Origin of the sequence: Pseudonocardia cypriaca (assembly GCF_006717045.1) — a bacterium.
Taxonomy (GTDB): Bacteria; Actinomycetota; Actinomycetes; order Mycobacteriales; family Pseudonocardiaceae; genus Pseudonocardia; species Pseudonocardia cypriaca.
Genome location: NZ_VFPH01000001.1, coordinates 1,633,235 through 1,657,233, shown reverse-complemented (window position 1 = coordinate 1,657,233; position 23,999 = coordinate 1,633,235). Strand labels below are relative to the sequence as shown.

The 23,999-nt window shown below is 73.7% G+C and carries 28 protein-coding genes and 1 pseudogene; 4 read left to right on the top strand and 25 right to left on the bottom strand.

Translation table 11 applies throughout. The features are described from left to right. Nucleotides 1-11: 11 nt before the first annotated feature. Nucleotides 12-1,202, top strand: coding sequence for an MFS transporter (locus FB388_RS07800; protein ID WP_142098920.1), 1,191 nt, complete (start codon nucleotides 12-14; stop codon nucleotides 1,200-1,202). Here the strand turns inward: FB388_RS07800 and FB388_RS07795 are convergent. Both FB388_RS07795 and FB388_RS07790 read right to left on the bottom strand, forming a co-directional pair. Then, complete coding sequence (locus FB388_RS07795) at nucleotides 1,186-2,010, bottom strand: EamA family transporter (protein WP_142098917.1); 825 nt, start codon at nucleotides 2,008-2,010, stop codon at nucleotides 1,186-1,188. The genes FB388_RS07800 and FB388_RS07795 overlap by 17 nt on opposite strands. Next, on the bottom strand, nucleotides 2,003-2,530 hold the full coding sequence (locus FB388_RS07790) for a MarR family winged helix-turn-helix transcriptional regulator (protein WP_142098915.1): 528 nt from the start codon (nucleotides 2,528-2,530) through the stop codon (nucleotides 2,003-2,005). The genes FB388_RS07795 and FB388_RS07790 overlap by 8 nt, the downstream gene beginning before the upstream one ends. 50 nt (nucleotides 2,531-2,580) lie before the next feature. Between FB388_RS07790 and FB388_RS07785 the strand changes: the two genes are divergently transcribed. Continuing rightward, nucleotides 2,581-3,648, top strand: a complete 1,068-nt coding sequence (locus FB388_RS07785; RefSeq protein WP_142098912.1) for an ATP-dependent DNA ligase — start codon at nucleotides 2,581-2,583, stop codon at nucleotides 3,646-3,648. Here the strand turns inward: FB388_RS07785 and FB388_RS07780 are convergent. Next, nucleotides 3,641-4,255 (bottom strand): TetR/AcrR family transcriptional regulator, encoded by a 615-nt coding sequence (locus FB388_RS07780; protein ID WP_211361814.1) that lies wholly within the window; start codon nucleotides 4,253-4,255, stop codon nucleotides 3,641-3,643. The two genes, FB388_RS07785 and FB388_RS07780, sit on opposite strands and share 8 nt — an antisense overlap. Before the next feature lie 67 nt (nucleotides 4,256-4,322). On the opposite strand from FB388_RS07780, the gene FB388_RS07775 reads away from it, so the two are divergent. Then, the gene (locus tag FB388_RS07775; RefSeq protein WP_142098907.1) at nucleotides 4,323-5,228 is read left to right on the top strand and encodes a pyridoxamine 5'-phosphate oxidase family protein; all 906 of its coding nucleotides are present in this window, start codon (nucleotides 4,323-4,325) and stop codon (nucleotides 5,226-5,228) included. Between the two features lie 9 nt (nucleotides 5,229-5,237). On the opposite strand, the gene rlmN is transcribed toward FB388_RS07775, so the two are convergent. The 10 genes from rlmN to rpsB all read right to left on the bottom strand — a co-directional run bounded on the left by rlmN (nucleotide 5,238) and on the right by rpsB (nucleotide 13,289). After that, the gene (rlmN, locus tag FB388_RS07770; protein ID WP_142098904.1) at nucleotides 5,238-6,344 is read right to left on the bottom strand and encodes a dual-specificity RNA methyltransferase RlmN; all 1,107 of its coding nucleotides are present in this window, start codon (nucleotides 6,342-6,344) and stop codon (nucleotides 5,238-5,240) included. 22 nt (nucleotides 6,345-6,366) lie between these two features. Then, nucleotides 6,367-6,813: a DUF4440 domain-containing protein gene (locus tag FB388_RS07765; RefSeq protein ID WP_246121724.1), complete on the bottom strand. Its 447-nt coding sequence runs from the start codon at nucleotides 6,811-6,813 to the stop codon at nucleotides 6,367-6,369. Between the two features lie 24 nt (nucleotides 6,814-6,837). Continuing rightward, the gene (locus FB388_RS07760) at nucleotides 6,838-7,929 is read right to left on the bottom strand and encodes a hypothetical protein (protein ID WP_142098901.1); all 1,092 of its coding nucleotides are present in this window, start codon (nucleotides 7,927-7,929) and stop codon (nucleotides 6,838-6,840) included. Between the two features lie 73 nt (nucleotides 7,930-8,002). Continuing rightward, nucleotides 8,003-8,533, bottom strand: a complete 531-nt coding sequence (locus FB388_RS07755; RefSeq protein WP_142098897.1) for a hypothetical protein — start codon at nucleotides 8,531-8,533, stop codon at nucleotides 8,003-8,005. A 50-nt stretch (nucleotides 8,534-8,583) separates the two neighbouring features. Next, on the bottom strand, nucleotides 8,584-9,315 hold the full coding sequence (locus FB388_RS07750; protein WP_425468532.1) for a class I SAM-dependent methyltransferase: 732 nt from the start codon (nucleotides 9,313-9,315) through the stop codon (nucleotides 8,584-8,586). Then, nucleotides 9,312-10,142 (bottom strand): phosphatidate cytidylyltransferase, encoded by an 831-nt coding sequence (locus FB388_RS07745; RefSeq protein WP_142098894.1) that lies wholly within the window; start codon nucleotides 10,140-10,142, stop codon nucleotides 9,312-9,314. The genes FB388_RS07750 and FB388_RS07745 overlap by 4 nt, the downstream gene beginning before the upstream one ends. 35 nt (nucleotides 10,143-10,177) lie before the next feature. Further along, nucleotides 10,178-10,735 carry a ribosome recycling factor gene (frr, locus tag FB388_RS07740; protein ID WP_142098891.1) on the bottom strand — a complete coding sequence of 186 codons (558 nt, stop codon included), beginning with the start codon at nucleotides 10,733-10,735 and terminating at the stop codon, nucleotides 10,178-10,180. Next, nucleotides 10,732-11,490: a UMP kinase gene (gene pyrH / locus FB388_RS07735; RefSeq protein ID WP_142102719.1), complete on the bottom strand. Its 759-nt coding sequence runs from the start codon at nucleotides 11,488-11,490 to the stop codon at nucleotides 10,732-10,734. The genes frr and pyrH overlap by 4 nt, the downstream gene beginning before the upstream one ends. 38 nt (nucleotides 11,491-11,528) lie before the next feature. Beyond that, the gene (gene tsf, locus FB388_RS07730; RefSeq protein ID WP_142098888.1) at nucleotides 11,529-12,344 is read right to left on the bottom strand and encodes a translation elongation factor Ts; all 816 of its coding nucleotides are present in this window, start codon (nucleotides 12,342-12,344) and stop codon (nucleotides 11,529-11,531) included. 42 nt (nucleotides 12,345-12,386) lie between these two features. Then, a complete protein-coding gene (gene rpsB / locus FB388_RS07725) occupies nucleotides 12,387-13,289 on the bottom strand; it encodes a 30S ribosomal protein S2 (RefSeq protein WP_142098886.1) in 903 nt (300 codons plus the stop codon). On the opposite strand from rpsB, the pseudogene FB388_RS41035 reads away from it, so the two are divergent. Then, nucleotides 13,273-14,220: pseudogene (locus tag FB388_RS41035) on the top strand (M23 family metallopeptidase); the annotation flags it as partial. The gene rpsB and the pseudogene FB388_RS41035 overlap by 17 nt on opposite strands. A gap of 123 nt (nucleotides 14,221-14,343) precedes the next feature. On the opposite strand, the gene FB388_RS07715 reads toward FB388_RS41035, so the two are convergent. The 12 genes from FB388_RS07715 to FB388_RS07660 all read right to left on the bottom strand — a co-directional run bounded on the left by FB388_RS07715 (nucleotide 14,344) and on the right by FB388_RS07660 (nucleotide 23,909). Further along, entirely contained in the window at nucleotides 14,344-15,189 is an 846-nt protein-coding gene (locus FB388_RS07715) for a FliA/WhiG family RNA polymerase sigma factor (protein ID WP_142098883.1), read from the bottom strand. Next, nucleotides 15,164-16,069 carry a tyrosine recombinase XerC gene (locus tag FB388_RS07710; protein WP_142098880.1) on the bottom strand — a complete coding sequence of 302 codons (906 nt, stop codon included), beginning with the start codon at nucleotides 16,067-16,069 and terminating at the stop codon, nucleotides 15,164-15,166. Before FB388_RS07710 ends, FB388_RS07715 begins: the two co-directional genes overlap by 26 nt. A 97-nt stretch (nucleotides 16,070-16,166) precedes the next feature. Then, nucleotides 16,167-17,297: a DNA-processing protein DprA gene (gene dprA, locus FB388_RS07705; protein WP_142098877.1), complete on the bottom strand. Its 1,131-nt coding sequence runs from the start codon at nucleotides 17,295-17,297 to the stop codon at nucleotides 16,167-16,169. After that, nucleotides 17,294-18,799, bottom strand: a complete 1,506-nt coding sequence (locus FB388_RS07700) for a YifB family Mg chelatase-like AAA ATPase (protein WP_142098874.1) — start codon at nucleotides 18,797-18,799, stop codon at nucleotides 17,294-17,296. Before FB388_RS07700 ends, dprA begins: the two co-directional genes overlap by 4 nt. Further along, complete coding sequence (locus tag FB388_RS07695; protein ID WP_142098871.1) at nucleotides 18,799-19,155, bottom strand: YraN family protein; 357 nt, start codon at nucleotides 19,153-19,155, stop codon at nucleotides 18,799-18,801. Before FB388_RS07695 ends, FB388_RS07700 begins: the two co-directional genes overlap by 1 nt. Before the next feature lie 156 nt (nucleotides 19,156-19,311). Next, nucleotides 19,312-19,635, bottom strand: coding sequence for a DUF2469 domain-containing protein (locus FB388_RS07690; protein ID WP_142098868.1), 324 nt, complete (start codon nucleotides 19,633-19,635; stop codon nucleotides 19,312-19,314). Continuing rightward, nucleotides 19,632-20,510, bottom strand: coding sequence for a ribonuclease HII (locus FB388_RS07685; protein ID WP_142098865.1), 879 nt, complete (start codon nucleotides 20,508-20,510; stop codon nucleotides 19,632-19,634). The genes FB388_RS07690 and FB388_RS07685 overlap by 4 nt, the downstream gene beginning before the upstream one ends. A gap of 40 nt (nucleotides 20,511-20,550) precedes the next feature. Next, a complete protein-coding gene (gene lepB / locus FB388_RS07680) occupies nucleotides 20,551-21,807 on the bottom strand; it encodes a signal peptidase I (protein ID WP_246121722.1) in 1,257 nt (418 codons plus the stop codon). 33 nt (nucleotides 21,808-21,840) lie between these two features. Further along, entirely contained in the window at nucleotides 21,841-22,200 is a 360-nt protein-coding gene (rplS, locus tag FB388_RS07675) for a 50S ribosomal protein L19 (protein ID WP_142098862.1), read from the bottom strand. A 124-nt stretch (nucleotides 22,201-22,324) separates the two neighbouring features. Then, nucleotides 22,325-23,077 carry a tRNA (guanosine(37)-N1)-methyltransferase TrmD gene (gene trmD / locus FB388_RS07670; protein WP_142098859.1) on the bottom strand — a complete coding sequence of 251 codons (753 nt, stop codon included), beginning with the start codon at nucleotides 23,075-23,077 and terminating at the stop codon, nucleotides 22,325-22,327. Nucleotides 23,078-23,111: 34 nt separating this feature from the next. Next, a complete protein-coding gene (locus FB388_RS07665) occupies nucleotides 23,112-23,684 on the bottom strand; it encodes a Clp protease N-terminal domain-containing protein (RefSeq protein WP_142098857.1) in 573 nt (190 codons plus the stop codon). Nucleotides 23,685-23,693: 9 nt separating this feature from the next. Continuing rightward, complete coding sequence (locus FB388_RS07660) at nucleotides 23,694-23,909, bottom strand: helix-turn-helix domain-containing protein (protein ID WP_142098854.1); 216 nt, start codon at nucleotides 23,907-23,909, stop codon at nucleotides 23,694-23,696. Nucleotides 23,910-23,999: the final 90 nt, after the last annotated feature.

The window sequence follows — 23,999 nt, the reverse complement described above, 5'->3', positions numbered from 1 at the left end:
AGGAGAACACCATGTCCACCACGGAGGGCCTGCGCACCTACGGCGCAGTCGTCCGAACACCCGGCATGCGCGCCTGGACGCTCGTCGTCCTCTGCCAGCGCCTGCCGATCGCGCTGTCCCCGCTGGCGCTGGTCTACCTGGGCCACCTCGCCGCTTCGTCCTACGCCGCAGGAGCGCTGCTGGCGGCGGTGTTCGCCGCGGCCGAGGCGGTCGTGGCGGGACCGATGGGCCGGCGGTTCGACCGGCGCCCGGCCCGCTCGGAGCTGCGGCTCGTCCTCGGCGTGCAGGCGGCGCTGCTGGCGGCCCTCGCCGGGGCGGCGCTGGTGCAGGCACCGGTCTGGGTGCTGCTCCTGCTGTCGGCGGCCGCGGGTGGGGTGGCGTCCGGAGCGCACGGTGGCCTGCGGGCCCTGCTGGTCCGGACGGTCGCCCCGGCCACGCACCACGCCGCGCTGAGCCTCGAGTCCACCCTGACGACCCTGCTGTGGGCGGTGGGCCCGGCCGTCGTCGGGCTCGTGACGCTCGTGGCGGGCGCCGCGTGGACGGTCGTCCTCGTCGCCGCGATCGCCACGGCCGGCGCGCTCGCCGCGGGCACGCTGGCCGATCCCGGCCCGGCGCCCGACGGCCCGGACACGACGACGGCGCGGGTGTGGCGGCGGACGTGGCCCGCGCTGCTCCAGGAGGGAGCCGTGATGGTGTGCGTCGGCGCCGCGTACACCGGGCTGCCGGGCCTGCTGGAGTCGGTGGGCACCGACGGCGCCGTCGCGGGCCCGGTGCTCGCCGTCTTCGCGCTCGCCGGGCTCGCAGGCGGCCTCGCGTACGGCAGCCGCACCTGGCCGGGCGCCTACCGCACCCAGAGCACCGTGCTGGTGCTCGCCGTGACCGCGGTGCTCGGGCTCGCGGTGGTCGCACCGACGGCCGGCCTCGTCGGCGCGCTGGTCGTCCTGTCCGGGCTCGCCGGCACCCCGGCGCTGACCGCCCGTGCCGCCGGCGTGCAGCAGCTCCTGCCCGAGCACGCGTGGGCCGCGGGCTTCTCGGGGCTGTACGCGGCGGGCGGGGTCGGCTTCGGGGTCGCCGGGATCATCGTCGCAGGCCTCCTCGACGCGACGGGCGTCCGCTTCGCCATGCTGGCCTGTGTCGCGCTCGCGGCGGTGGCGACGGTGGCCGGCGCGGCCGCCGAGGCGCGGATCAGGCCAGCGCGATGAGGCCGACCGCGGCCCCGGCCAGCCCGAGACCGGCCGCCTGCCTGCGGGTGAGCCGCTCCCGCAGCACGGTGATCCCCAGCAGCACGGGCACCACCGGGTACAGCGCCGCCAGCACGACGGCGACCGCGAGCAGCTGCTCGCGGGTGGCGAGCGTGTAGCAGGTGATGGCAAGGGTCCCGACCGCCCCGCTGCCGAGCGCTGCGAGCGCCAGCCGCCGCGGCATCCGCAGCGGGGCCCGGGCGGCCACCGGCAGGATCGTGGCGACGGAGGCGATGCGGCTCGCGACCAGCGGCCAGAGCCCTGCGGCCGGGTCGACCGGCGCGAGCGCGACGAACTGGAGCGCGAACCCGAGCCCCGAGACGAGCCCGTCGACGCTCCCCCGCGCGCTTGGCCGTCCGCGGGCCACGCGGGTGACCAGCCAGAGCGCCGGGGCGGCGACGACGATCCCCAGCCAGCACAGCGCCGAGGGCCGTTCGCCCAGCAGCAACACGCCGACGAGCACCGGCACGACGACGCCCGCGACGTCGCTCAACGGGACGACGACCGCGAGCTTCCCGACCCCCATCCCGCGGAACAGGAACACGACCCCGATCCCGGTGCCGACCCCCGACAGGGCACCCCACCCGAGCGCCGCCGCCGTGACCGACGGGTTCGGGACGAGCAGGGCCGCGCCGACGATCAGTGCCGTCCCGCCCAGCTGGGCGACGAGCGCGACCGCGGCGCTGTGCACGCGGCGGGCGAGCAGCGCGCTGACGAAGTCGGTGATCCCGAAGCACAGCGCCGCGGCGAGGGCGAGTGCCTCACCCATCCGCCGCGTCCCGCTCGGCCTGCCCCACCGGGCAGATCGCACCCGCCTCGGTGCAGCAGGGCCGGTCGCACAGCCGGCAGACCAGCTCCGAGCTGCCGACCTCTCCGTAGAGCGCCCGCAGCAACCGCTCCAGCACGCTCGTGAGCGCCTCCTGGTCGGCAGGCGAGAGCGCGGCGACCAGGGTGGTGAGCCGCTGACCGCGCGCGTCCAGCAGGTCCGCCGACGCCGCCCGGCCCGCGGCCGTCGGGTGCACCGCCACCCACTTCCCCAGCGTCGGCCGCCGCTCGACGAGCCCACGCGCGGCGAGCGCGTCGACCATCCGCGCCGCGGCCGACTGCGTCAGCCCGACCCGCCTGCCCAGCTCGGTGACGCTGATCCCGGGGTCGGCGCACAGTACGACCAGCGCGGCCGCCCCGCTTCCGCTCACCCCGGCCGCCGCGGTGGCTCCACCCAGCGCGAGGTCGGTGACGGCCAGCGCGGTCGCCCCGAGCAGGTTCGCCGTCCTCCTCGTGTCATGCATGAGTCATGCATACCCTTTACGTCTACGGGTTATGCGGCAGACTTGCGTCCGTGAAGCTCCCGGTCATGCCGCCAGTCGCGCCGATGCTCGCCAAGCCGATCGGCGACATCCCCGCTGGTCAGAGCTACGAACCCAAGTGGGACGGGTTCCGTTCGATCATCTTCCGCGACGGCGACGAGGTGGAGATCGGCAGCCGCAACGAGCGGCCGATGACCCGCTACTTCCCCGAGGTCGTCGAAGCCATCCTGGCGAACTTCCCCGATCGGGCGGTCGTCGACGGGGAGATCGTGGTGGCCGACACCGCCCGCAACACCCTCGACTTCGACGCGCTGCAGCAGCGCATCCACCCCGCCGCGAGCCGCGTGAACCTCCTGGCCGAGCAGACGCCGGCGAGCTTCATCGCCTTCGACCTGCTGGCGCTGGGCGACGAGGACCTCACCGAGCGACCCTTCGCCGAACGGCGCGCCCTGCTGGAGGAGGCGTTCGCCGACGCGGCGCCACCGATCCACCTCACGCCGGTCACCCGCGACCTCGACACCGCTCGCGAGTGGTTCCAGCAGTTCGAGGGCGCAGGGCTCGACGGGCTCATCGCGAAGAAGCTCGACCTGCCCTACCAGCCGGACAAGCGCGTGATGAGCAAGATCAAGCACGAGCGCACGGCCGACTGCGTGGTGGCCGGCTACCGGGTGCACAAGTCCGGCCCGGACGCGCTCGGCTCGCTGCTGCTCGGCCTCTACGACGACCGCGGAGTGCTCAACTCGATCGGCGTGGTCGGGGCGTTCCCGATGGCCACCCGCCGGCAGCTGCTCACCGAGCTGCAGCCGCTCGTCACCACGTTCGACGAGCACCCGTGGAACTGGGCAGCCTACGAGCAGGGCGAGCGCACCCCGCGCAAGAACGAGACCAGCCGCTGGAACGCGGGCAAGGACCTGTCGTTCGTGCCGCTGCGGCCCGAGCGCGTGGTCGAGGTCCGCTACGACTACATGGAGGGCGACCGGTTCCGCCACACCGCCCAGTTCGTGCGCTGGCGCACGGACCGCGCCCCGGAGTCGTGCACGTACGAGCAGCTGGAGCGGCCGATCAAGTTCGACCTCGCCGACGTCCTGGACGTCAAGTAGCCGCCTCCCGTCCACCGACCTGCGCCAGCAGCCCCGCGGCGAGGCGCTGCGCCAGCGCCGGGTCGACCGGCTCCCCGCTCACCGCGATCCGATACCACAGCAGGCCGAACGCCTGCTCGGCCAGCAGCTCCGCGTCGGCGTCGCGGTGCACCTCGCCGCGGTTGCGGGCTGCGTCCAGGATGGCGACCAGCTCGGCACGCCGCGCACCCGCGAACTCGGCCAGTGCGGCCGCTGTCGCCGGATCGCGCTGGGCCTCAGCCGCGACCGACCGCAGCAGGCCGACCACCGGCTCCCGGCCCGCGACGTCGAACGTGGCCGCGAGGAAGAGCCGCAGGTCGTCGCGGAGCGAGCCGGAGTCGGGCCGCGGAGCGAGCCGCTGGGCGCTGTCCGCCATCGCCTCCGCCAGCACCGCACCCTTCGACGGCCACCACCGGTAGATCGTCTGCCGCCCGACACCCGCGCCTGCGGCGATCCGGTCGATCGTCAGCTGGTCGAGGGTGGCGCCCTCCTCGACCGCGCGGGCGACCGAACGCAGGATCGCCAGCCGGGCGGCCTCGTTGCGACGCCGACCCGTGTGGGCCCGAGCTGCGGGCTTCTCGCGTGCCACGACGCACACCCTAGATGACGAGACCGGCAGTCTTGGCAAATTTTGCCGAGACGGCAAGTCTCGGCTGATGGCGCTCCGCTGGTCCGACGAGGTCGACGACATCGTGGGGGGCGACCAGGTCGTCGTCCTCGCGCACCGCACCCCGGCCGCGGGTGTCGTGCTGACCCCGCTCACCAACTTCCGCTGCCGGGACCGCACCGCTGCGACGGTGACCGTCAACAGCTCGATCGGCGCACCCCGCAAGCTCCAGCGCATCCGCGCCGATCCCCGGGTCGCACTCGCGTTCCACACCCGCGCCCACAGCGCGACGGACCGCCCCGAGTTCGTCCTCCTGCAGGGCCCGGCGTCCGTGTCCGACCCCATCGAGGACTACCCCTCCCACCTCGGCGAGGCGTGGGACCGCGCCGACGGCGCCCGGCCCACCGGTGCGCTCTGGCGGCACTGGCTGCGCGTCTACCACACCCGCTCGGAGATCACCGTGGCCACGAGCAGGGCGACGGTCTGGCCCGACCTCACCTGCCGCGGCGAACCGTGCGTCCTCGGCGCGGCGTCCCCGCCGCCCGCACCTGCCCAGTCCCCACCGGCGCGCGGCACCGGGCCGCGGATCGACCACCGGAAGGCGGCCGCTGCGATCAAGAGCCTCCCCGACCCGGTCCTCGGTTGGGTGGACGGCGACGGGCTCCCGTGCGTCGTCACGGTGAGCCTGGCCGGCGTGACGGGCGGCGGTCTGCTGCTCGACGCCCCCGCGGGCCTGCTCCCCGCCGGCGGGCGCCGCGCCGGCCTCACCGCCCACGCCTTCACCCGGCACGTCATCGGCCAGCACCAGCACGTGTTCACGGGGTGGCTGGACGTCGGCCCGAGCGGGAAGGCCGTCTACGCCCCGCACACGCGGACGGGGCACCGCCTGCCGCCCTCGACCACCGCGTACCGGCTCGCCGTCGGCTTCGCCACGCGGCGCGGGGTGCGCCGCTAGCCGACCCGCTCAGGCCTCCGACGCCGCCAGCTGCCCGCAGGCGGCCGCGATCTCCCGCCCCCGCGTGTCCCGCACGGTGCACGCGATGCCTGCCGCCTGCACGCGGGCGACGAACTCGTCCTGCACCCGGCGCGGCGAGGCGTCCCACTTGCTGCCGGGCGTGGGGTTGAGCGGGATCAGGTTGACGTGCACGCGCGACTGGCCGATGTGCTGGCGCAGCAGCTTCCCGAGCAGGTCGGCGCGCCACGCGTGGTCGTTGACGTCGCGGATCAGCGCGTACTCGATCGACACCCGCCGCCCCGTGGCCTGCGCGTAGCGCCGGGCGGCGTCGAGCACCTCGGCGACCTTCCAGCGGTTGTTGACCGGCACGAGCGTGTCGCGGAGCTCGTCGTCGGGCGTGTGCAGCGACACGGCGAGGGTGACCGGAAGCCCCTCGGCGACCAGCTTGTCGATCGCCGGGACCAGCCCCACCGTGGAGACGGTGACGCCGCGGGCGGAGATCCCGAGCCCGTCCGGCGACGGCGCCGTGATCCGCCGGACGGCCGCGACCACTCGCTTGTAGTTGGCGAGCGGCTCACCCATCCCCATGAACACGACGTTGGACAGTCGCGTCGGGGTGCCCAGCGCGCCGTCGCGGGCCGCGGCGGCGGCCTGCCGCACCTGCTCGACGATCTCCCCGGTGGAGAGGTTGCGCTGCAGACCACCCTGGCCCGTGGCGCAGAACGGGCACGCCATCCCGCAGCCGGCCTGGCTCGACACGCACACGGTCGCGCGGTCCGGGTAGCCCATCAGCACAGACTCGGCGCGCGTGCCGTCGTGGCCCTTCCAGAGCGTCTTGCGGGTGGTGCCGTCGTCGCAGGCCTGCTCGAGAACGGGCGTGACCAGCGGCGGCAGCAGCTCGCGCAGGGTGTCGCGGGCGGCCGCCGGCAGGTCGGTCATCGCGTCGACGTCGGCGGTGAGCCGACCGAAGTAGTGGCGGGCGACCTGGTCGGCGCGGAAGCCGGGGAGGCCGAGCTCACCGACCACGGCCCGGCGGTCGGCCGGGTCGAGGTCGGCGAGGTGCCGCGGCGGCAGGGCGCGTCGAGGCGCGTCGAAAACGAGGGGAAGGGCAGTCATGTCCCCTCGATTGTGCCAGCGACTACGAGAACTCCTTCAGCATGTCGCCCCAACCGCCCTGGATCATGCTGGTGAAGCGCCATTCGCCGGCCGACTTCACCATCACGTCGGCGTAGCGCAGGTGCCGGACCTGGTCGCCGACGGTCACCGTCGAGTCCGTGACGACCACGGCGAGGTCCCGGTTCAGGAACGTCGGCCGCCGCTGGTTCTCCATCGTGAGGTCGCCGAGGTCGCCCTGCGTCGCGGCGGTCATCGCCCGCACGAACGCCTCCCGGTCCCACACCTGCGTGACGCCGTTCCCGGCCGAGTCGTTCGTGACGACGGTGATCGGGAAGTGCGCCATGTCGGCCATCGCCTCGACGTCCTTGGCGACGGCACGCGCGTCGTAGTCGGCGAACCAGGCCAGCAGATCTTCGGTGTCCTGCTCGGCCGGGCCGAAGCCGGCGTCTGTGATGGGCGACTGGGACACGTGACCTCCGAAGCTCGGGATAACTCAAATTTGAATACTACCCTGCCGACGCAAGGCGTACCCGAGCACGGCGATCCCGAGCGCCGGCCCCCACACGACGAACGGGAAGACGATCAGGAGCCACAGGTCGCCCGAGGCGGCGGCCATGATGGTCATCGCCGGAGCGGCCACCGTGAACAAGGCGGCCACCAGTCCCCCGGGCACGACCGCCGCAGCGAGGGGAACGGGCCGGCCACGCACCACCGGCATCCAGCGCGGCCAGACCTCGCCCCACCGTGCCACCAGCCCCGTCGTCAGGACCCCACCGGCCAGCGCTGCGGCCCCGAGGAGCAGGCCGTGCAGCCGCATCTCCGGCGTCGCCGCCAGCTCCGCGGGGTCCATCCCCAACGGCCACGGGGTCAGCCACGTCATCCGCAGCAGGCCGTACGGCAGCGCGCAGAGCGCGGCGACGACCACCGCCACCCTCCCCCAGCGCGCCGCGGCCTCCGGGCGGGCCCACGCGGGCCGCGTGGCGCCGTCCCGGCCTCCCAGGACGATCCGCGCGCCGACGACGCCCCACACCATGGCTCCGACCAGGAAGAACAGCATGATCGCGGGAGGACCCATGCGCTGCAGCGACGTCCTGATGACCTCGGTGTAGCGGCTCAGCACCTCGGCGTCGGCGAGGCCCGAGACCCAGGCCGCCGCCCCCACCAGCACGAACACGCCGACCGCCACCGGGCCACCCCGCCAGCGCCACGCGCCCGCGAGCACCGTCGCGAACAGCACGATCGGCCCGAACATCGCCATCAGGTAGCCGGTGAGCGTCAGCGGCCGGATGCCCGGTACGGCGAGCCCGAAGACCAGCACCCACGCCACCGCCGTTGCCGGTACGAGGCCCGGAGCGCGGAGCGCCACCAGCATCCCCACGACCCCCGCCACGACGAGCGCGGGCGGCACCACCTGCGGCGGCACCACATCGAGCAGGGACCCGGCCGGGTTCTCCGGATCGGGTGGGAACGGGTACTGCGCCGGCTGCAACCACCACCACAGCCCGAGTACCGCGGTGAGAGCCGACCACGCGGTGGCGACGAGCGGCAGCTTCGACGGGCGCGTGCGCGCGGCGACGATGTCCATGCCCGGAACGATCCGCCGATCAAGGGCCCCGATCCTCCCGGCGCAGGGGGAACCTCCTCCCCCGGGAGAGGGACTAACGCCGCGCCCGGTACCGCACCTCAGCCAGCAGCCCCGTGCGGTGCGCGCTCGTCAGCCAGAACAGCCCACCGGCGACGAGCCCGACCACGCCCTGCGGGTACAGCGCACCGGCCGAGCGGAGCGCCAACAGGGCCCCCAGCGCCCCGAGCACCATCAGCGTGCCTCCCAGCGCGAGCAGCGAGCGCTCGTCCAGCTGCGAGGACAGCATGAGGGCCGCCACGCCGACCAGGGCCGCGGCCACCGGCACGGCGAGCTCACCCCAGGACAGCTGTCCGAGTGCGGTGCTGGCAACGGCGATCAGCGCCGCGGTGACGCCGAGCAGCCGGAGGAACCGGCCCCGGCCGCCACGCCGCAACGGCTCGCCGGACCCGTGCCGGGTCCGCAGGGCCATGACGAGCAGGCCGGTGACGCCGAGCCCAGCGGCCAGCACGACCGTGCCGACGCCGGGATCGAGCGCAGCCGCGCCGACCGTCCACCACGCCGCGCCGACGATCGGCTCGAGGTAGGGAACCCGAGTGGCACGCATGGCACCCACGGTAGCGAGGACGCGCCACGCGGTTCCGCACGCCCCGGGACCTATGGCCCCGCGAACGCCTCCTTGCGCCGCACGTGCAGCCGGTAACCGACGGGCACGGCGAGGCCGGTGGTCGCCGCGATCGCCCGCTCCGCCACGGGCCGGGAGAACTCGATCCGCAGCACCGCTTCCAGTGTGTCCCGGTCGGGGAACCGCCAGGTCGTCAGGATGCGGCGCATGGAGAAGCCGTGGCGCTCGAAGAACTGCTCGACCCGGTCCGGGCGGTAGCGCGGCAGGTCGGCGCGCATCCAGTCCCCGTACGGCGCGACGGTGGCGTCGATGTCGACGATCGCGAGCACGCCCCCCGGCCGCAGCACCCGCTGGGCCTCGGCCAGCCCCGGCTCGCAGCCGGGCCCGAAGAAGTACGCGGTACGCGCGTGCACGAGGTCGACGCCGGCATCCGGGATGGGCAGCGCGGCCGCCCCCGCCCGGTGCACGGTGGCCCGCCCGCCCATGCGCTCGCGCGCGCGTTCCACCAGGCCGGCATGGGGTTCCACCCCCGTGACCGAGGCGGCCTCGGCGGCGAAGACCGGCAGGTGGAACCCGTCGCCGCACCCGACGTCCAGCACGTCCCGGCCGGCCCACGGCGCGGCCTCCCGCAGCGCGGCCCAGATCGCGCCGTCGGCGTCCTGAGCGCGGTTCTCCCGCTCGTAGACGTCGGGCCAGTTCCAGATGTTGGGGCTCGGGATCGCCTCGTCGGGAACCCCGGCGAGGCGGCGCAACCCGCGGATCACGGGGCGACGATGCTGAGCAACGCCCAGGCGACGAACGCGGTGGGCAGCAGCGAGTCCATCCGGTCGAGGAGCCCGCCGTGGCCGGGAAGCAGATTGCTGATGTCCTTGATGCCGAGGTCGCGCTTGACCATCGACTCGATCAGATCGCCCATCGTGGCGCACGTGACGAGCAACGCGCCGGTGAGAGCGCCCGCCCACCAGACCCCGCCCAGCATCAGGTGCACGCACAACGCGCCCGCCACCATGCCCGCGAGCTGCGATCCGGCGAAGCCCTCCCACGACTTCTTCGGGCTGATCGTCGGGGCCATCGGGTGGCGGCCGAGCAGCACGCCCGTCGCGTACCCGCCGACGTCCGAGGCCACGCCGCAGATCATGAACGTGAGCACGCGGGCGAGCCCGTCGTCCGCCACGACCATCAGCACCGCGAACGAGCAGAACAGCGGCACGTACGCGGCCGTGAACAGACCCGCGGCGACGTCACGCAGGTAGTTCTCCGACCCCGCACGCATCCGCCAGAGCAGCACCGCGAGCGCCGTGGCCACGAAGGCGACGGCGAGCCCACGCAGCCCGAAGGGCCACGACAGCCACACCATCGCCTGGCCGCCCGCGAGCAGCACCGCCAGCGGCACCGCGATCCCGGCGCCACGACGCAGCGCACCGGCCAGCTCCCACGTGGCCACCGCCGTGGCCAGCGCCAGCACCCCGATGAAGAAATGCCGCTCGACCAGCAGCGACACCAGGATGACGACGCCCATGCCGACGCCGACGGTGATGGCCGCGACGAGATCGCGCCCGGCCCGGGACGGCCGGCGGGCCGGAGGCACCATCGCCGCAGCGTGTGAGGAGGAGGAGGCGGTCACCGTCAGACTTCGAGCAGCTCGGTTTCCTTGTGCTTGACCAGCTCGTCGACCTGGTGGACGTAGCGGTCGGTGGCGCCCTGCAGCTCCTTCTCGGCGCGCCCGACCTCGTCCTCGCCCGCCTCACCGTCGCGGGCGATGCGGTGCAGCTCCTCCATCGCCTTGCGGCGGATGTTGCGGATCGTGACGCGGGCGTCCTCGCCCTTGCCGCGGGCCATCTTCACCATCTCGCGGCGCCGCTCCTCGGACAGCTGCGGGATCACCACCCGGATGATCTGCCCGTCGTTGCCCGGGTTGAGGCCCAGGTCGGAGTTGCGGATCGCCGTCTCGATGGCCTTGAGCTGGCTCGCGTCGTAGGGCTTGATCACCGCCATGCGCGCCTCGGGCACGTTGATCGAGGCGAGCTGGTTGATCGGCGTCATCGAGCCGTAGTAGTCGACGAGCACCCGCGAGAACATGTTCGCGTTGGCGCGGCCGGTGCGCACGGAGGCTAGGTCGTCCTTCGCGACGGCGACGGCCTTCTCCATCTTCTCCTCGGCGTCGAAGAGCGTCTCGTCGATCACGGCGTGTCCCTGCCTTCCGCAAACTCCGGGGTGCTGACCAGAGTGCCGATCCTCTCACCCCGCACCGCTCGTGCGATGTTCCCCTCGACGAGCAGGTTGAACACGATGATCGGCATCTTGTTGTCCATGCAGAGGCTGAAGGCCGTGGCGTCGGCAACCTTCAGGCCCTGTTCGAGCACCTCGCGGTGGGTGATCTCGTCGTACAGCTTGGCGCCGGGGTCGAGCTTCGGATCAGCCGTGAAGACGCCGTCGACGCCCTTCGCCATGAGGACGACCTCGGCCCCGATCTCCAGCGCGCGCTGCGCACCCGCGGTGTCGGTGGAGAAGTAGGGCATGCCCACACCCGCCCCGAAGATCACGACGCGGCCCTTCTCGAGGTGCCGGATCGCGCGGCGCGGGATGTACGCCTCCGCCACCTGGCCCATCGTGATGGCGGTCTGCACGCGGGTGTCGACGTGGTGCTCGCGCTCCAGGAAGTCCTGCAGGGCGAGGCAGTTCATGACGGTGCCGAGCATGCCGATGTAGTCGGCGCGAGCGCGGTCCATGCCGCGCTGCTGCAGCTCCTCACCGCGGAAGAAGTTGCCGCCGCCGATCACCACCGCCACCTGCGCACCGGTGGCGACGACCTCGGCGATCTGACGGGCGACGGTCTCGACAACCCCGGGATCGACCCCGACGGCCCCGCCACCGAACATCTCGCCGCCCAGCTTCAGCAGCACGCGGCGATATCCGGCGCTCGGGCCGTCGGGGTCGATCCGTGAGGTCATCTCGTCGCCTTCGTCCGTGGGCCGGCTCAGGCCTGGCCGACCTCGAAGCGAGCGAACTCGCGGACGGTGACACCTGCCTCGTCGAGCAGCGCCTTCACCGTCTTCTTCGGCTCGTGGACCGACGGCTGCTCCAGCAGCACGACGTCCTTGTAGAAGCCGTTGATCCGGCCCTCGACGATGCGCGGCAGCACCTGCTCGGGCTTGCCCTCCTCGCGAGCGGTGGCCTCCGCGATGCGGCGCTCGTTCTCCAGCACCTCGCCCGGGACCTCGTCGCGGGTGGTGTACTGCGGCCGAGCCGCTGCGATGTGCATGGCCACGCTCTTGGCGGCGTCGTCGCCCCCACCCTCGTACGCGACCAGCGCGCCGATGGCCGGCGGCAGGTCCGACGCACGGCGGTGCAGGTACAGCGCAACCGGGCCATCGACGTGGATGTAGCGCTTGAGCTCGAGCTTCTCGCCGATGCGGGCCGAGAGCGCCTGCAGGGCGTCGTCGACGGTGCCGCCCTCGAGCGGCGCCTTCTTCAGCGCGTCGACGTCGGCCGGCTTCTGGTCGACCGCGGCGCGGAGGATCTTGCCGGCGAGCGCCTGGAAGTCATCGCTCTTGGCGACGAAGTCGGTCTCGCAGTTCAGCTCGACCATCGTGCCGCCCTCGGCCGCGACGAGCCCGTTGGCCGTCTCCCGGCCCGCGCGCTTGCCCACGTCCTTGGCGCCCTTGATGCGGAGCAGCTCGACCGCCTTGTCGAAGTCGCCCTCGGCCTCCTCGAGCGCCTTCTTGCAGTCCATCATCCCGGAACCGGTGAGGTCCCGGAGCTTCTTGACGTCGGCGGCGGTGTAGTTCGCCATGGTGCCTGTTTCGTCCGTTTCTCTTCGAAGCGTGTGGGGTCGTCAGCCCGCGGTCTGCTGGGTGCCGTTGCTGGTGGTGGCCGGCGCGGCCTCGACAGCCGGGTTGGGCGCGTCGGCGCCCTGGCTCGCGGCGGTGAGGCTGGCGCCGTCGGAACCGGCACCCTCGGCGAGCAGGTTCTGCTCCCACTCGGCCAGCGGCTCGTCGGTGGCGACACCGGCCTCCGGCTTGTCCTCGCCGTCGGCACCGCGCGCCCGCTGCGAGCGCTGCATCAGGCCGTCGGCCGCGGCGCGGGCGATCACCTTGGTGAGCAGCGCGGCCGAACGGATCGCGTCGTCGTTGCCCGGGATCGGGAAGTCGACCTCGTCGGGGTCGCAGTTGGTGTCCAGGATGGAGACGACCGGGATGCCCAGCTTGCGGGCCTCACCGACGGCGATGTGCTCCTTCTTGGTGTCGACCACCCACACCGCGCTCGGGACCCTGGACATGTCGCGGATGCCGCCGAGGGTCTTCTCGAGCTTGTCCTTCTCGCGGGTGAGCATGAGGATCTCCTTCTTGGTGCGACCCTCGAAGCCACCCGTCTGCTCCATCGACTCCAGCTCCTTGAGGCGCTGCAGCCGCTTGTGCACGGTCTGGAAGTTCGTGAGCATGCCGCCCAGCCAGCGCTGGTTCACGTACGGCATGTTGACCCGGCCCGCCTCCTCGGCGATGGCCTCCTGCGCCTGCTTCTTCGTGCCGACGAACATGATGGTGCCGCCGTGGGCGACCGTCTCGCGGACGAACTCGTAGGCCCGGTCGATGTACGACAGGGTCTGCTGCAGGTCGATGATGTAGATGCCGTTGCGCTCGGTGAGGATGTAGCGCTTCATCTTCGGGTTCCAGCGGCGGGTCTGGTGCCCGAAGTGCACACCGGAATCCAGCAACTGCTTCATGGTGACGACGGCCATGGCCGGTGTTCACCCTCTCGATCGGGGCGCGGCCGACGGGCGGCCACGCACGCGGTTTCGCGGAGCGCCGGTCGGCGGCACCGCCCTGGCGTGGCACCGGTGGCCGGACCCGGGCCAGGCCCGGGACCGCCCGTCCACCGCTCCCGTCTGCACGGGTGCGCGCACGCGCGAAGTCACCTCGACGCCGTCGAGATGCAGGTCGAGTGTACGCCGGGGCCCGGATCGGCCCGACGCCGCGTCCCGGAGTTGTCCACCTCGGGCCCGCGCCATCCACAGGCCGGGCAATCGGCCCCCACGCCGTCCGCATCCCCGCCAGTCTGAGCCGGTGGACGCAACGAGGTGGGCGGGGTTCGTGCCGACGGCGGGTTCCGCCGGGACGTGGGGGCGCCGCGCACTCGTGGGCGCCCTCGGCGTGGCGATGCTACTCGCCGAACCGCTCGCGCCTCCGAACCCGGCCCGGGGTCCCGACGAGGCCCGGGCCGGTCGGCCGGCGGGCATCGCGGCGCCGGGCCATCAGACCTCCGGAGCGGCGGCGCCGATGCCGCCGTCCGACGGTGGGCCGGCACCTCCCGACGGGGCCGGGATCCCTGCGCCCGGGGCCGGATACGCGTGGCCGCTCCTGCCGGTTCCCGCGGTCGCCACCCGGTTCCGCGCGCCGCCGCACCCGTTCGGACCGGGCCACCGGGGCGTCGACCTCATCGGCTCGGCCGGCCGGCCGGTAATCGCGGCCCGCGCCGGCACCGTCGTCTTCGCCGGGCCGATCGGCACCCGGAGCGTCGTGTCGGTCGACCACGACGACGGCCTGCGCACCACCTACGAGCCGCTGCGGCCCGTCGTGCGGCCGGGCGCGGTGGTGCGGGCCGGCGACGTGCTCGGGCTGCTCGAACCCGGCCATCCGGGCTGCGCGGCGACGCCGTGCCTGCACTGGGGCGTGCGCCGCGGGCCACGGGAGTACCTGGACCCGCTGATGCTCCTGCGCCCGCCCGAGGTGCGGCTGCTGCCGGTGCCGGACCCGTGGCCGGACGGGGCGGTCACGGCGAGCGGATCCGGGCCCTCAGCCCGCGGCGAGCTCCTCCAGCCTGCCGCGCAGCCGCCCGACGAGCCGGGTGTGCAGCTGGCACACCCGCGACTCGGTGACGCCCAGGAGCCTCCCGATCTCGGCGAGCGTGCGGTTCTCCAGGTAGTAGAGGCGCACGACGTCGCGGTCCCGCTCCTCGAGCTGCGCCACCGCGAACGCGAGCTGCCGGAGGGTCTCGGTGGCCTGTACCACGGCCATCGGGTCGGGGGCTGCGTCGTCGGCGAAGAGCTCCGACACCCCGCCGCTGCTCTCGTCGAGGGCCTCGACGCTGACGAGCTGCACCTGCCGGCCGAAGGCTCGCACCTCCTGCACCGGAAGGCCCAGCTCCTCGGCGAGCTCGGCGTCCGTGGCGGCACGCTGCAACCGGCTCTCCAGCCGCTCCTGCGCCCGCTCCAGCTCGCGCACGCGTCCGCGCACGGAGCGGGGCACCCAGTCCTGGGCGCGCAGCTCGTCGAGGATCGCGCCGCGGATGCGCGCAGCGGCGTAGCTCTCGAACCGCGGGCTGCGCTCGGGATCGAAGCGCTCCACCGCGTCGATGAGCCCGAACACCCCGCACTGCACCAGGTCGGCCACCTCGACGTACGACGGCAGGGCGCGCCCGAGGCGGTGCGCGACGGCCCTCAGCAGCGGCGTGTAGTGCACGACGAGCCGGTCACGCAGTGCGCGCGTGCGCTCGGCCAGATACGCCGCCCACAGCTCCTCCACGTGGGACGCGGAGATCGCGACGGGCAACACGGCCGCGTGCACGACCGGGCCGGACGGGGTTCTGAGCTGCGCAGACGGGGCCGATACGACGTCATGCCCGCGGATGCGCCTGCTCATGAACCACCTTCAGCCGCTCGACGGTCACCTGTGTGTAGAGCTGAGTGGTTGCTAGCTTAGCGTGACCGAGCAGTTCCTGTACGTAACGGAGGTCCGCGCCGCCCTGCAACATGTGAGTGGCTGCGGCGTGGCGGAGGCCGTGCGGCCCGACATCGGGCGCGCCGGGCACGGCCGCGAGGGCCTCGTGGACGACGCGGCGTGCCACCCGCGGGTCGAGCCGGCCACCCCGGGCGCCGAGCAGGAGCGCGGGAGGCGAGCCGGGGCGGGCCAGGGCCGGCCGCCCCGCCGCGAGCCAGCGCCGCAGTGCGTCCGACGCGGGGACCCCGTAGACGACCGTGCGTTCGCGGTCGCCCTTGCCGATCACGCGGAGGGCGCGCCGGGACGGGTCGACGTCGTCGAGGTCGAGCCCGCACAGCTCGGCCACCCGCACCCCGGTGGCGTAGAGCAGCTCCAGCACGAGCAGGTCGCGCAGCGCGAGCGGGTGCTCCTCCTCCGCCCCGCTACCGGCGGCGTCGAGCACGGCACCGGTCTGCTCGACGGTGGGCACCGCGGGCAGGGTCCGCCGGGGCCTCGGTGAGACGAGCCGCGCCCCGGGGTCGACCGGGATGCGCCCGGTGCGCTGGGCCCACGCGGTGAAGCTGCGGGCGGCGGCCGCGCGTCGGGCGAGCGTGGCGCGCCCGAGCCCTGCCTCGTGCCCCGCCGCCAGCCACCGGCGCAACCTCGCCAGGTCGAGTCCGTCGAGCGCGTCCAGGCCGTCGAGCAGCCCCACCAGATCACCGCGGTAGGCCCGAACCGTGTGCTCCGAGCGCCCCCGCTCCAAGGCGAGGTGCTGCAGGAACGCCTCCAGCGCTGCCGCCGGACCAGGCGCGAGCTCGGCCATCCGCCGACCGTGCGCCCCGCGGCCGGCCCGGTCAAGCTCCCCGCGGTGTGTCGGCGAAGCGCCCGACGCGACTTCACACACCCAGTGCCCCCGGCCCTCACCCCGCCTCCACCACCCGGCGCCGCCAGCGGCCTTCGCAGTGCTCCACGAGCCCGCGCCGTTCGAGGGCCACCAGCGCGACCCGCACGGCGCCGATCGGGACGCCGGACTCCAGCGCGAGCCAGCGGGTGTCGCGGGCACCACGGGCCGGCAGCGCGTCGTGGACGAGCGCGGCAGGCGCGTCGAGGCCGTCGGTGAGCCGGCCTCTCACCGGATCGGGTCGGCCTGCGAGGTGCTCGCCGATCGGCGCCACCGCCTCCAGCACCTCGTCGCTGCGGGTGACGAGCAGCGCACCGTCGCGGACGAGCCGATGACAGCCCACCGACATGGCCGAGGTGACCGGCCCGGGCACCGCCATCACCGGGCGGCCCAGCGACAGCGCGTCCGACGCGGTGCGCTGCGCCCCGCTGCGCAGCCCGGCCTCGACGACGACCGTGCCCGCCGCCAGCCCGGCGATCAGCCGGTTGCGCACCAGGAAGCGGTGGCGCCCCGGCACTCCTCCCGGCGGGTACTCGCTGACGACGAGCCCGCTCCCCGCGATCCGCTCCAGCAGCAGCTCGTGGGACGCCGGGTAGGCGCGGTCGACGCCGCACGCGAGCACCGCAACCGTGGCGCCCTCGACCCCGAGGGCCCCGCGGTGGGCGGCGCCGTCGATGCCGATGGCCGCGCCCGAGACGACCGTGCATCCGCGGTCGGCGAGGCCGGAGCCGAGCTCGGCGGCGACGTGGGCGCCGTAGCTCGTGGCCGCGCGAGCCCCGACCACGGCGACGGCGTGCTCGCAGAGCTCGTCGAGCCGGCCCGGACCGCGGACCCACAGCGCGAGCGGCGGGGCGAGCTGCTCCGAACCGGCCCCGTCGAACGCGGCGAACCCCTCGGCAGGCCACTCGGGCTGCTCGGGCACGACCAAACGGGCACCGGCGGCGGCCGCGGCGTCGAGATCGGCGGCCGGCCGATGCACCTCGCGCCGGACGCTCGTCTCGCGGGCCACCGGCTCGTCGACCCGCCCCTCGGCCACCCGCGCCGCCGCCTCGACCGGCCCGACCTGCGCCACCAGCTCGGCCAGCGCGGGAGCCGGCGGTTCGGCCACCCGCGACAGGTACGCCCGTGCGAGCAGGACCTGCTCGTTCATGCCGCCCTCCGGTCGCGGAAGAAGAGCGCCGTCTCGACCAGGTCCTCGTCGGGCCGGTCGCGGCCGGCCAGGTCGGCGAGGGTCCAGGCGATGCGCAGCGCACGATCGGCGCCGCGTGCCGTGAGCTGCCCGGCCCGCAGGCCGGCGTCGAGCGGGCGGACCACGCCGCGCGGCAGCGCGAACCGCGTGCGGAGCACCGGCCCGGGCACCTCGGCGTTGGTGCGGAAGCCCAGCGCGCCCCACCGCTCGGCGGCCGCGGCGCGCGCGGCCAGCACCCGCGCCCGTACGGTGGCGGTGCCCTCCGCGTGTCCGGTGGCCGCGAGTGCGGTGACCGGGAACATGCGGGCCCGCAGGTCGACGCGGTCGAGCAGCGGCCCGGACAGCCGTCCGAGGTAGCGGCGACGCACGAGCGACGGGCAGACGCAGTCGCGATCGTGGGCCGGCGCGCACGGGCACGGGTTGGCCGCGAGCACGAGCTGGAACCGGGCCGGGTACTGCACCGTGCCGTCGGCGCGGGCCAGCCGGACCTCACCCTCTTCGAGGGGGGTGCGGAGCGAGTCGAGCAGGCTCGCGCCCCACTCGGGGGCCTCGTCGAGGAAGAGGACACCGCGGTGGGCCAGCGACACCGCCCCCGGCCGGGCGATCCCGGAGCCGCCGCCGAGCAGCGCGGCCATCGAGCTGGAGTGGTGTGGCGCGACGAACGGCGGCACCGTGCTCAGCGCGCCGCCTGCCGGCAGCCGCCCGGCAACCGACCGGATGGCGGCGAGCGCGAGCGCCTCCTGCGGCGCGAGCCGGGGAAGCAGGCCGACGAAGCGCTGCGCGAGCATCGTCTTGCCCGTGCCCGGCGGCCCGACCAGCAGGACGTGGTGGCCACCCGCTGCAGCGATCTCGATGGCGTGCCGCGCGTCGTCCTGCCCCACGACGTCGGCGAGATCGGGCGGATCCGGCACCACGTCGTCGGCCTGCGGCTCCGGGCTGCGCAACGCGCACGCGCCCTGGAGGAAGGACAGGACGTCGGCGAGGCAGGCAGCGCCGTGCACCTCGATGCCCTCCACCAGGGCCGCCTCGGCGAGCCCCGCCTCCGGAACCACGGCGCGCCGCATTCCCGCATCGCGGGCAGCGATCAGGCACGGCAGCATGCCCCGCACCGCCCGGAGCCTGCCGTCGAGCGCCAGCTCGCCCAGCAGCACGGTGCCTTCGAGCTCGGCCTGGGGAAGGACCTCGCCCGCTCCGAGCACCGCGCAGGCCAGCGCCAGGTCGAAGCCGCTGCCCGTCTTGCGCAGCGTGGCGGGCGAGAGCGCGAGCACGATCTTCTCGCTCGGCCAGATGAACCCCGAGTTGACGACCGCCGCACGCACCCGGTCCTTCGACTCGTGCAGGGAGGCATCGGGCAGCCCGAGCAGGTGGAACTTGGGAAGCCCCTTGCCGACGTCGGCCTCGATCTCCACCACATGGCCGTCGACGCCGACGAGAGCCACGGCGTAGGCGCGCACGATCGGCATCAGAACGCCGCCTCGTAGTGCTGGACGGTGGCCCGCGCCCCCGGCTCCGCAACGACCGCGAGCACGTCGAAGCGGACCGGCACCCATCGCACCTGGTGGGCCTTGAGCCACGCGTTGGTGACCAGGCGGATGCGGGCCACCTTGCGCGCGTCGACGGCCTCGGCCGGCCCGCCGTACCTCGCGCTCGATCGGGTCTTAACCTCGCAGACCACGAGCCGGGCCGAGTCGGTGGCCACCAGGTCGAGCTCGCCGTGGCGGCACCGCCAGTTGCGCGACAGGATCACCAGACCCTGCTGCTCGAGATAGCGAGCGGCGAGCTCCTCACCGCGGCGCCCGAGCACGTCCTTCGCTGCCATGCCGACAACGATCGGCGAGGCGGGGGCACCCGGACAGGCCTATCGGGGATCTGTGGACAGCCGGGGGGCGAGGTGGACAACCGGCACCGACGGTGCGGAGATGTCGGCGGTAGGTGGTAGGGCTGCTCCCAGCCAATGCTGGGTGATGATCACGAACTAGGTGCCGAACTGGTTGCCCTCCGGCAAGCGCAGGTCGGGCTTCTCGAGCTCCTCGACGTTGACGTCCTTGAACGTCAGCACGCGCACGTTCTTGACGAACCGCGCCGGCCGGTACATGTCCCACACCCACGCGTCGGACATCCGGACCTCGAAGTAGATCTCGCCTTCGGCGTTGCGCGCGGCCACGTCGACCGAGTTGGCCAGGTAGAAGCGTCGCTCCGTCTCCACCACGTAGGAGAACTGGGCCACGATGTCCCGGTACTCCTTGTAGAGCGTGAGCTCCATCTCGGTCTCGTACTTCTCGAGATCCTCGGCGCTCACGGTGCTACCCCTCCTCTGGAACCCTCGGACGACCCGACGGCCAGCGCCCCATTGTGGACCAGACCCTCCCCGAGGTCCTCCCCCAGCCCCGTCTCGATCGTGTCGTCCATGAAGTCTTCGTCGAACGAGTCCTCGTCCAGCACGACCGGAGGCGGCCGCACGCCGTCGCGCGCCGCGCGCACGTTGACGAACGAGTAGCGGTGCACGGGGCTCGGGCCGTGCGTGAGCATCGCCTCGTCGTGCACGGGGGTGCAGTAGCCCTTGTGCTCGGCGAAGCCGTACTGGGGGAACTCGGCGTCGAGCGCGACCATGATCCGGTCCCTGGTGACCTTGGCCAGCACCGACGCCGCCGCCACGCACGCCGCGACCTGGTCGCCCTTGGGCACGGCGAGTGCGGGGGTGCCGAACCCGCGCACGGCGAACCCGTCGGTGAGGACGTAGCCGGGCACCGTGGCGAGACCGGCGACGGCCCGGCGCATGCCTTCGACGTTCGCCACGTGCACGCCGCGGCGATCCACCTCCGCCGGCGGGATCACCACGACCGAGAGGTCCTCCGCCCGGCGCCTGATCAGCCGGTAGTACTCCTCGCGAGCGGTGGGCGAGAGGAGCTTGGAGTCGGTGAGCCCGTCGAGGCGCTTCGCGTCGCCGGGGCGCAGCACGCACGCGGCGACGACGAGCGGGCCGGCGCAGGCGCCCCGCCCCGCCTCGTCGACACCCGCAACCGGCCCGAGGCCGTGCCGGTGCAGGGTGCTCTGCAGCGTCCAGCTGCCCGCCGAGCGCCGGACGACGGCGCGGGCCGGACGCAGCTCGGGCGGCAGCACGGCGCGCACCGGGCGGCGACGCGCCCGCCTCTTGGGTACAGGTCGTGCAGCCATCGAGGAAGCAGTCTGCGCCACGGCGTGAGCGGCCGTGCGCTCAGGGTCGCTGCGCCGGGAGGAAGTCGGGGAACAGCAGCTCACGGGTGTGGCGACGGCGGCGGAGCAGGGCGAGCGGCAGCGTGCCGAGCAACCCGAGCGCCAGCGGTGCCCCTGCGGCCGCGTCCTGCGCCGCCATCCCGACGGCCGTGGTCTGCGGGTTCTGGGCGGCGACCCACCCGAGCCGGTCGAACGGCAGCACGATCATCCGGGCCTGCCCGATCACGTTCTCGACGGGCACGGCTCCGTGGTCGGGCATCCGGGAGTCGGCGGAGTTGTTGCGGCTGTCGCCCATCATCCACAGCTGCCCTTCGGGCACCTGGACGGGACCGAAGGACGCCTGCTTGGGCGGCCCGGCCTCGGGCAGGTAGAAGATGTACGGCTCGTCGAGGGACTGGCCGTCGACCATCACCTGGCCGCGCGAGTCGCAGCACTGCACGGTCTGGCCGCCGACGGCGATGATCCGCTTGACGAAGTCCTTCTCGTCGGGAGGGGCGAGCCCGATCAGGGAGCCGAACAGCTGCAGCCCGCGGACCACCGGGTTGCTCGGCTCGGCGATCTCGATCTCGCTGCTCCAGCTGTCCGGACCCCGGAACACCACGACGTCGCCGGGCGCGGGATCGCCGAAGCGGTAGGTGATCTTGTCGACGAGCACGCGGTCGTTGTTGCAGCCGGTGCAGCCGTGGAGAGTGGTCTCCATCGACCCGGAAGGGATGACGTAGACCTTCCCGAGGAAGGTCTGGATCAGGAACGTGAGGGCGAGCGCCACCACGATCAGGATCGGCAGCTCTTTCCAGAAGGTCGGGCGCCTGCGCCTGCCGGGCTTGAGCTTGCGCCCGCTCGCCTCGATCTGCTCCTTGTACTCCGACGCTGGCCTGCTGGCGGGCGAGGCGCCCGCCCGGCGGCGGTGCCGCGGTGCGTCACCCTGCGCCGGCTGGGTGGGCGCAGCGAGATCCCCGAGGAGGTCACCGTGCACGACGGTGGGCTCGTCGTCGGCCGGATCGGGCCGGGACGGCGGCACCGGGCGCACCGGCGGGATCTGACCGCCGGGTGACCTCTGGTGGCGCCCGCCACCGCGCACGGCACCGTTGGCCGGGCCGCCTCGCGAGCCGATCGGTCGCGACGGCGGCAGGTCGGGGCGCTGTCCCGGCGGCACCGGTCGCTGGTTCCGCGGCACGAACGGCTCCCCCGATGGCGAGTACCGCGGCGGTGCGGCCCGCCGGTCATCGGGGAGCTCAGGGAGCTCGGGGAGGGCCACGCCCACGAGGCTACGGCAACCGCGCCCGAGCGGTCAGGACGCGGACGTGGTCTCGCGCTTCTCCTTGATCTTCGCGGCCTTGCCGCGCAGCTCACGGAGGTAGTAGAGCTTGGCGCGGCGGACGTCACCGCGGGTGAAGACCTCGATCTTGTCGATGTTCGGGGAGTGCACCGGGAAGGTGCGCTCGACGCCGACACCGAACGAGACCTTGCGGACGGTGAAGGTCTCGCGGGCCCCGGAACCCTGGCGCCGGATGACGACGCCCTGGAAGACCTGGATCCGGGACCGGTTGCCCTCGATGACCTTCACGTGCACCTTGAGCGTGTCGCCCGGCCGGAAGGCGGGGATGTCGGAGCGCAGCAGCTGTGCGTCCAGTGCGTCCAGGGTGTTCATCGCGAAGATCCGTCCTCGGTGCGTGATAGCGGTAGTGCGGGGGGCGCCCCTGTTCACGTTCGGCGCCGGGCAGGCCCGTCGGGCAACCAGTCCATAGTGCCAGATGCGAGATCGGCCGGTGAAATCACCCGTCCTGCAGTGACGCGAGGAACGCCCGGTCCGCGTCGTCGAGCGCGTCCTCGGGGAGGGCTGCGAGCAGGTCGGGCCGTCGCTCGGCAGTGCGTTCGAGGGCGCGGTCCCGCCGCCAGCGAGCGATCTTGGCGTGGTTGCCGCTGCGCAGCACGTCCGGCACGGCGAGCCCGCGCCAGACCTCCGGCCGCGTGAACGCCGGGCCTTCCAGGAGGCCGTCGGAGAACGAGTCCTGCTCCGCCGACGCCGGGTTGCCGAGCACGCCCGGCAGCAGCCGGACCACCGCCTCCACCATCACCAGCACCGCGACCTCGCCACCGACCAGGACGTAGTCGCCGATGCTCACCTCGTCGACGGTGAGGTCGCGGCGCCGGGCGTCGTCGACGACGCGCTGGTCGATGCCCTCGTAGCGGCCGCACGTGAACAGCAGCCGCTCGTCGCCGCTCCACGCCTGCGCCGTGGCCTGCGTGAACGGCCGGCCCGCCGGGGTGGGGACGACGATCCGCGCCGGGCGCTCGTCGAGCGCCAGCACCGCGTCGAGCGCCTCCCCCCACACCTGCGGGCGCATCACCATGCCCGGGCCGCCCCCGTACGGGGCGTCGTCGACGGCCTGGTGGACGTCGCGGGTCCAGGTGCGCAGGTCGTGCACGGCGAGGTCGACGAGCCCGGCCGAGATCGCCCGGCCGAGCAGCGCCTCGCGCAGCGGAGCCAGGTAGCCGGGGAAGATCGTGATGACGTCGATCCGCACGGACGGATGCTCCCAGGCGCCACCTGCCGGGCTTTCAGCCGGCCTTGCGCCCGCGCACCAGCTCCTCGACGATCACCCGCGCCGGTTCGAGCCGCACCCCTCGAGCGGCCAGGACGTGGTGGGCGGCCCCACCCTCGGTGTGGATCAGCCCGAGCAGGACGTGCTCGGTGCCGATGTGGTCGTGCCCGAGGTGGATCGCCTCGCGCAGCGAGAGCTCGAGCGCCTTCTTGGCGGGCCCCTCGAAGGGGATGTGGCCGAAGAGGCGGCCGGACTTCCCGCCGAGGGCGGCCCTGGTGCGGTCGAGCGCGCCCGGCCCGAACGCCTCCTCCACCTGGCGGCGCACCTCGTCGAGGTCGATCCCGATCGTGGACAGGGCCTCGGCGTCGAGGGCCGGCTGCGCACCGGCGTGCAGCCGGTCGATCTCCCGGAGCACGTCGGCCTTCTCGACGCCGAACCGCTCCAGGACGGTGAGCGCGAGGTTGTCCGGCACGGCGTAGAGCGCGGCGAGCAGGTGCTCGGTGCGGATCTCGTCCGCCTTCCGCGTCCGTGCCTCCTCCTGAGCTCCGACGACGACCTGACGGGCCTCGCCGGTGAACCTTTCGAACATCTCGTCCCCTCAGAATCCGTACCGGCGGTACTTCTTGTGCACGGCCTGCCTGCTCACGCGCAGGGCGTCCGCGATCTGCTGCCAGGACCAGCCCTGGGCCCGCGCGTTCGAGACCTGCAGCTCCTCCAGCGACTCCAGCAGTCCCCGCAGGGACGCCACCGCCGCCAACCCGACGGCCGGGTCCCTGCTGGACGCCGCCGCCGCGACCTTCGTGGCATCGCTCATGCTGTCAACCTAGGTTGACGGACCCGCCGTTGTCAACCTGGGTTGACGTAGCCCGCGGCCGAGATGGTTGTTGCCAGCGGGGGTCGATCG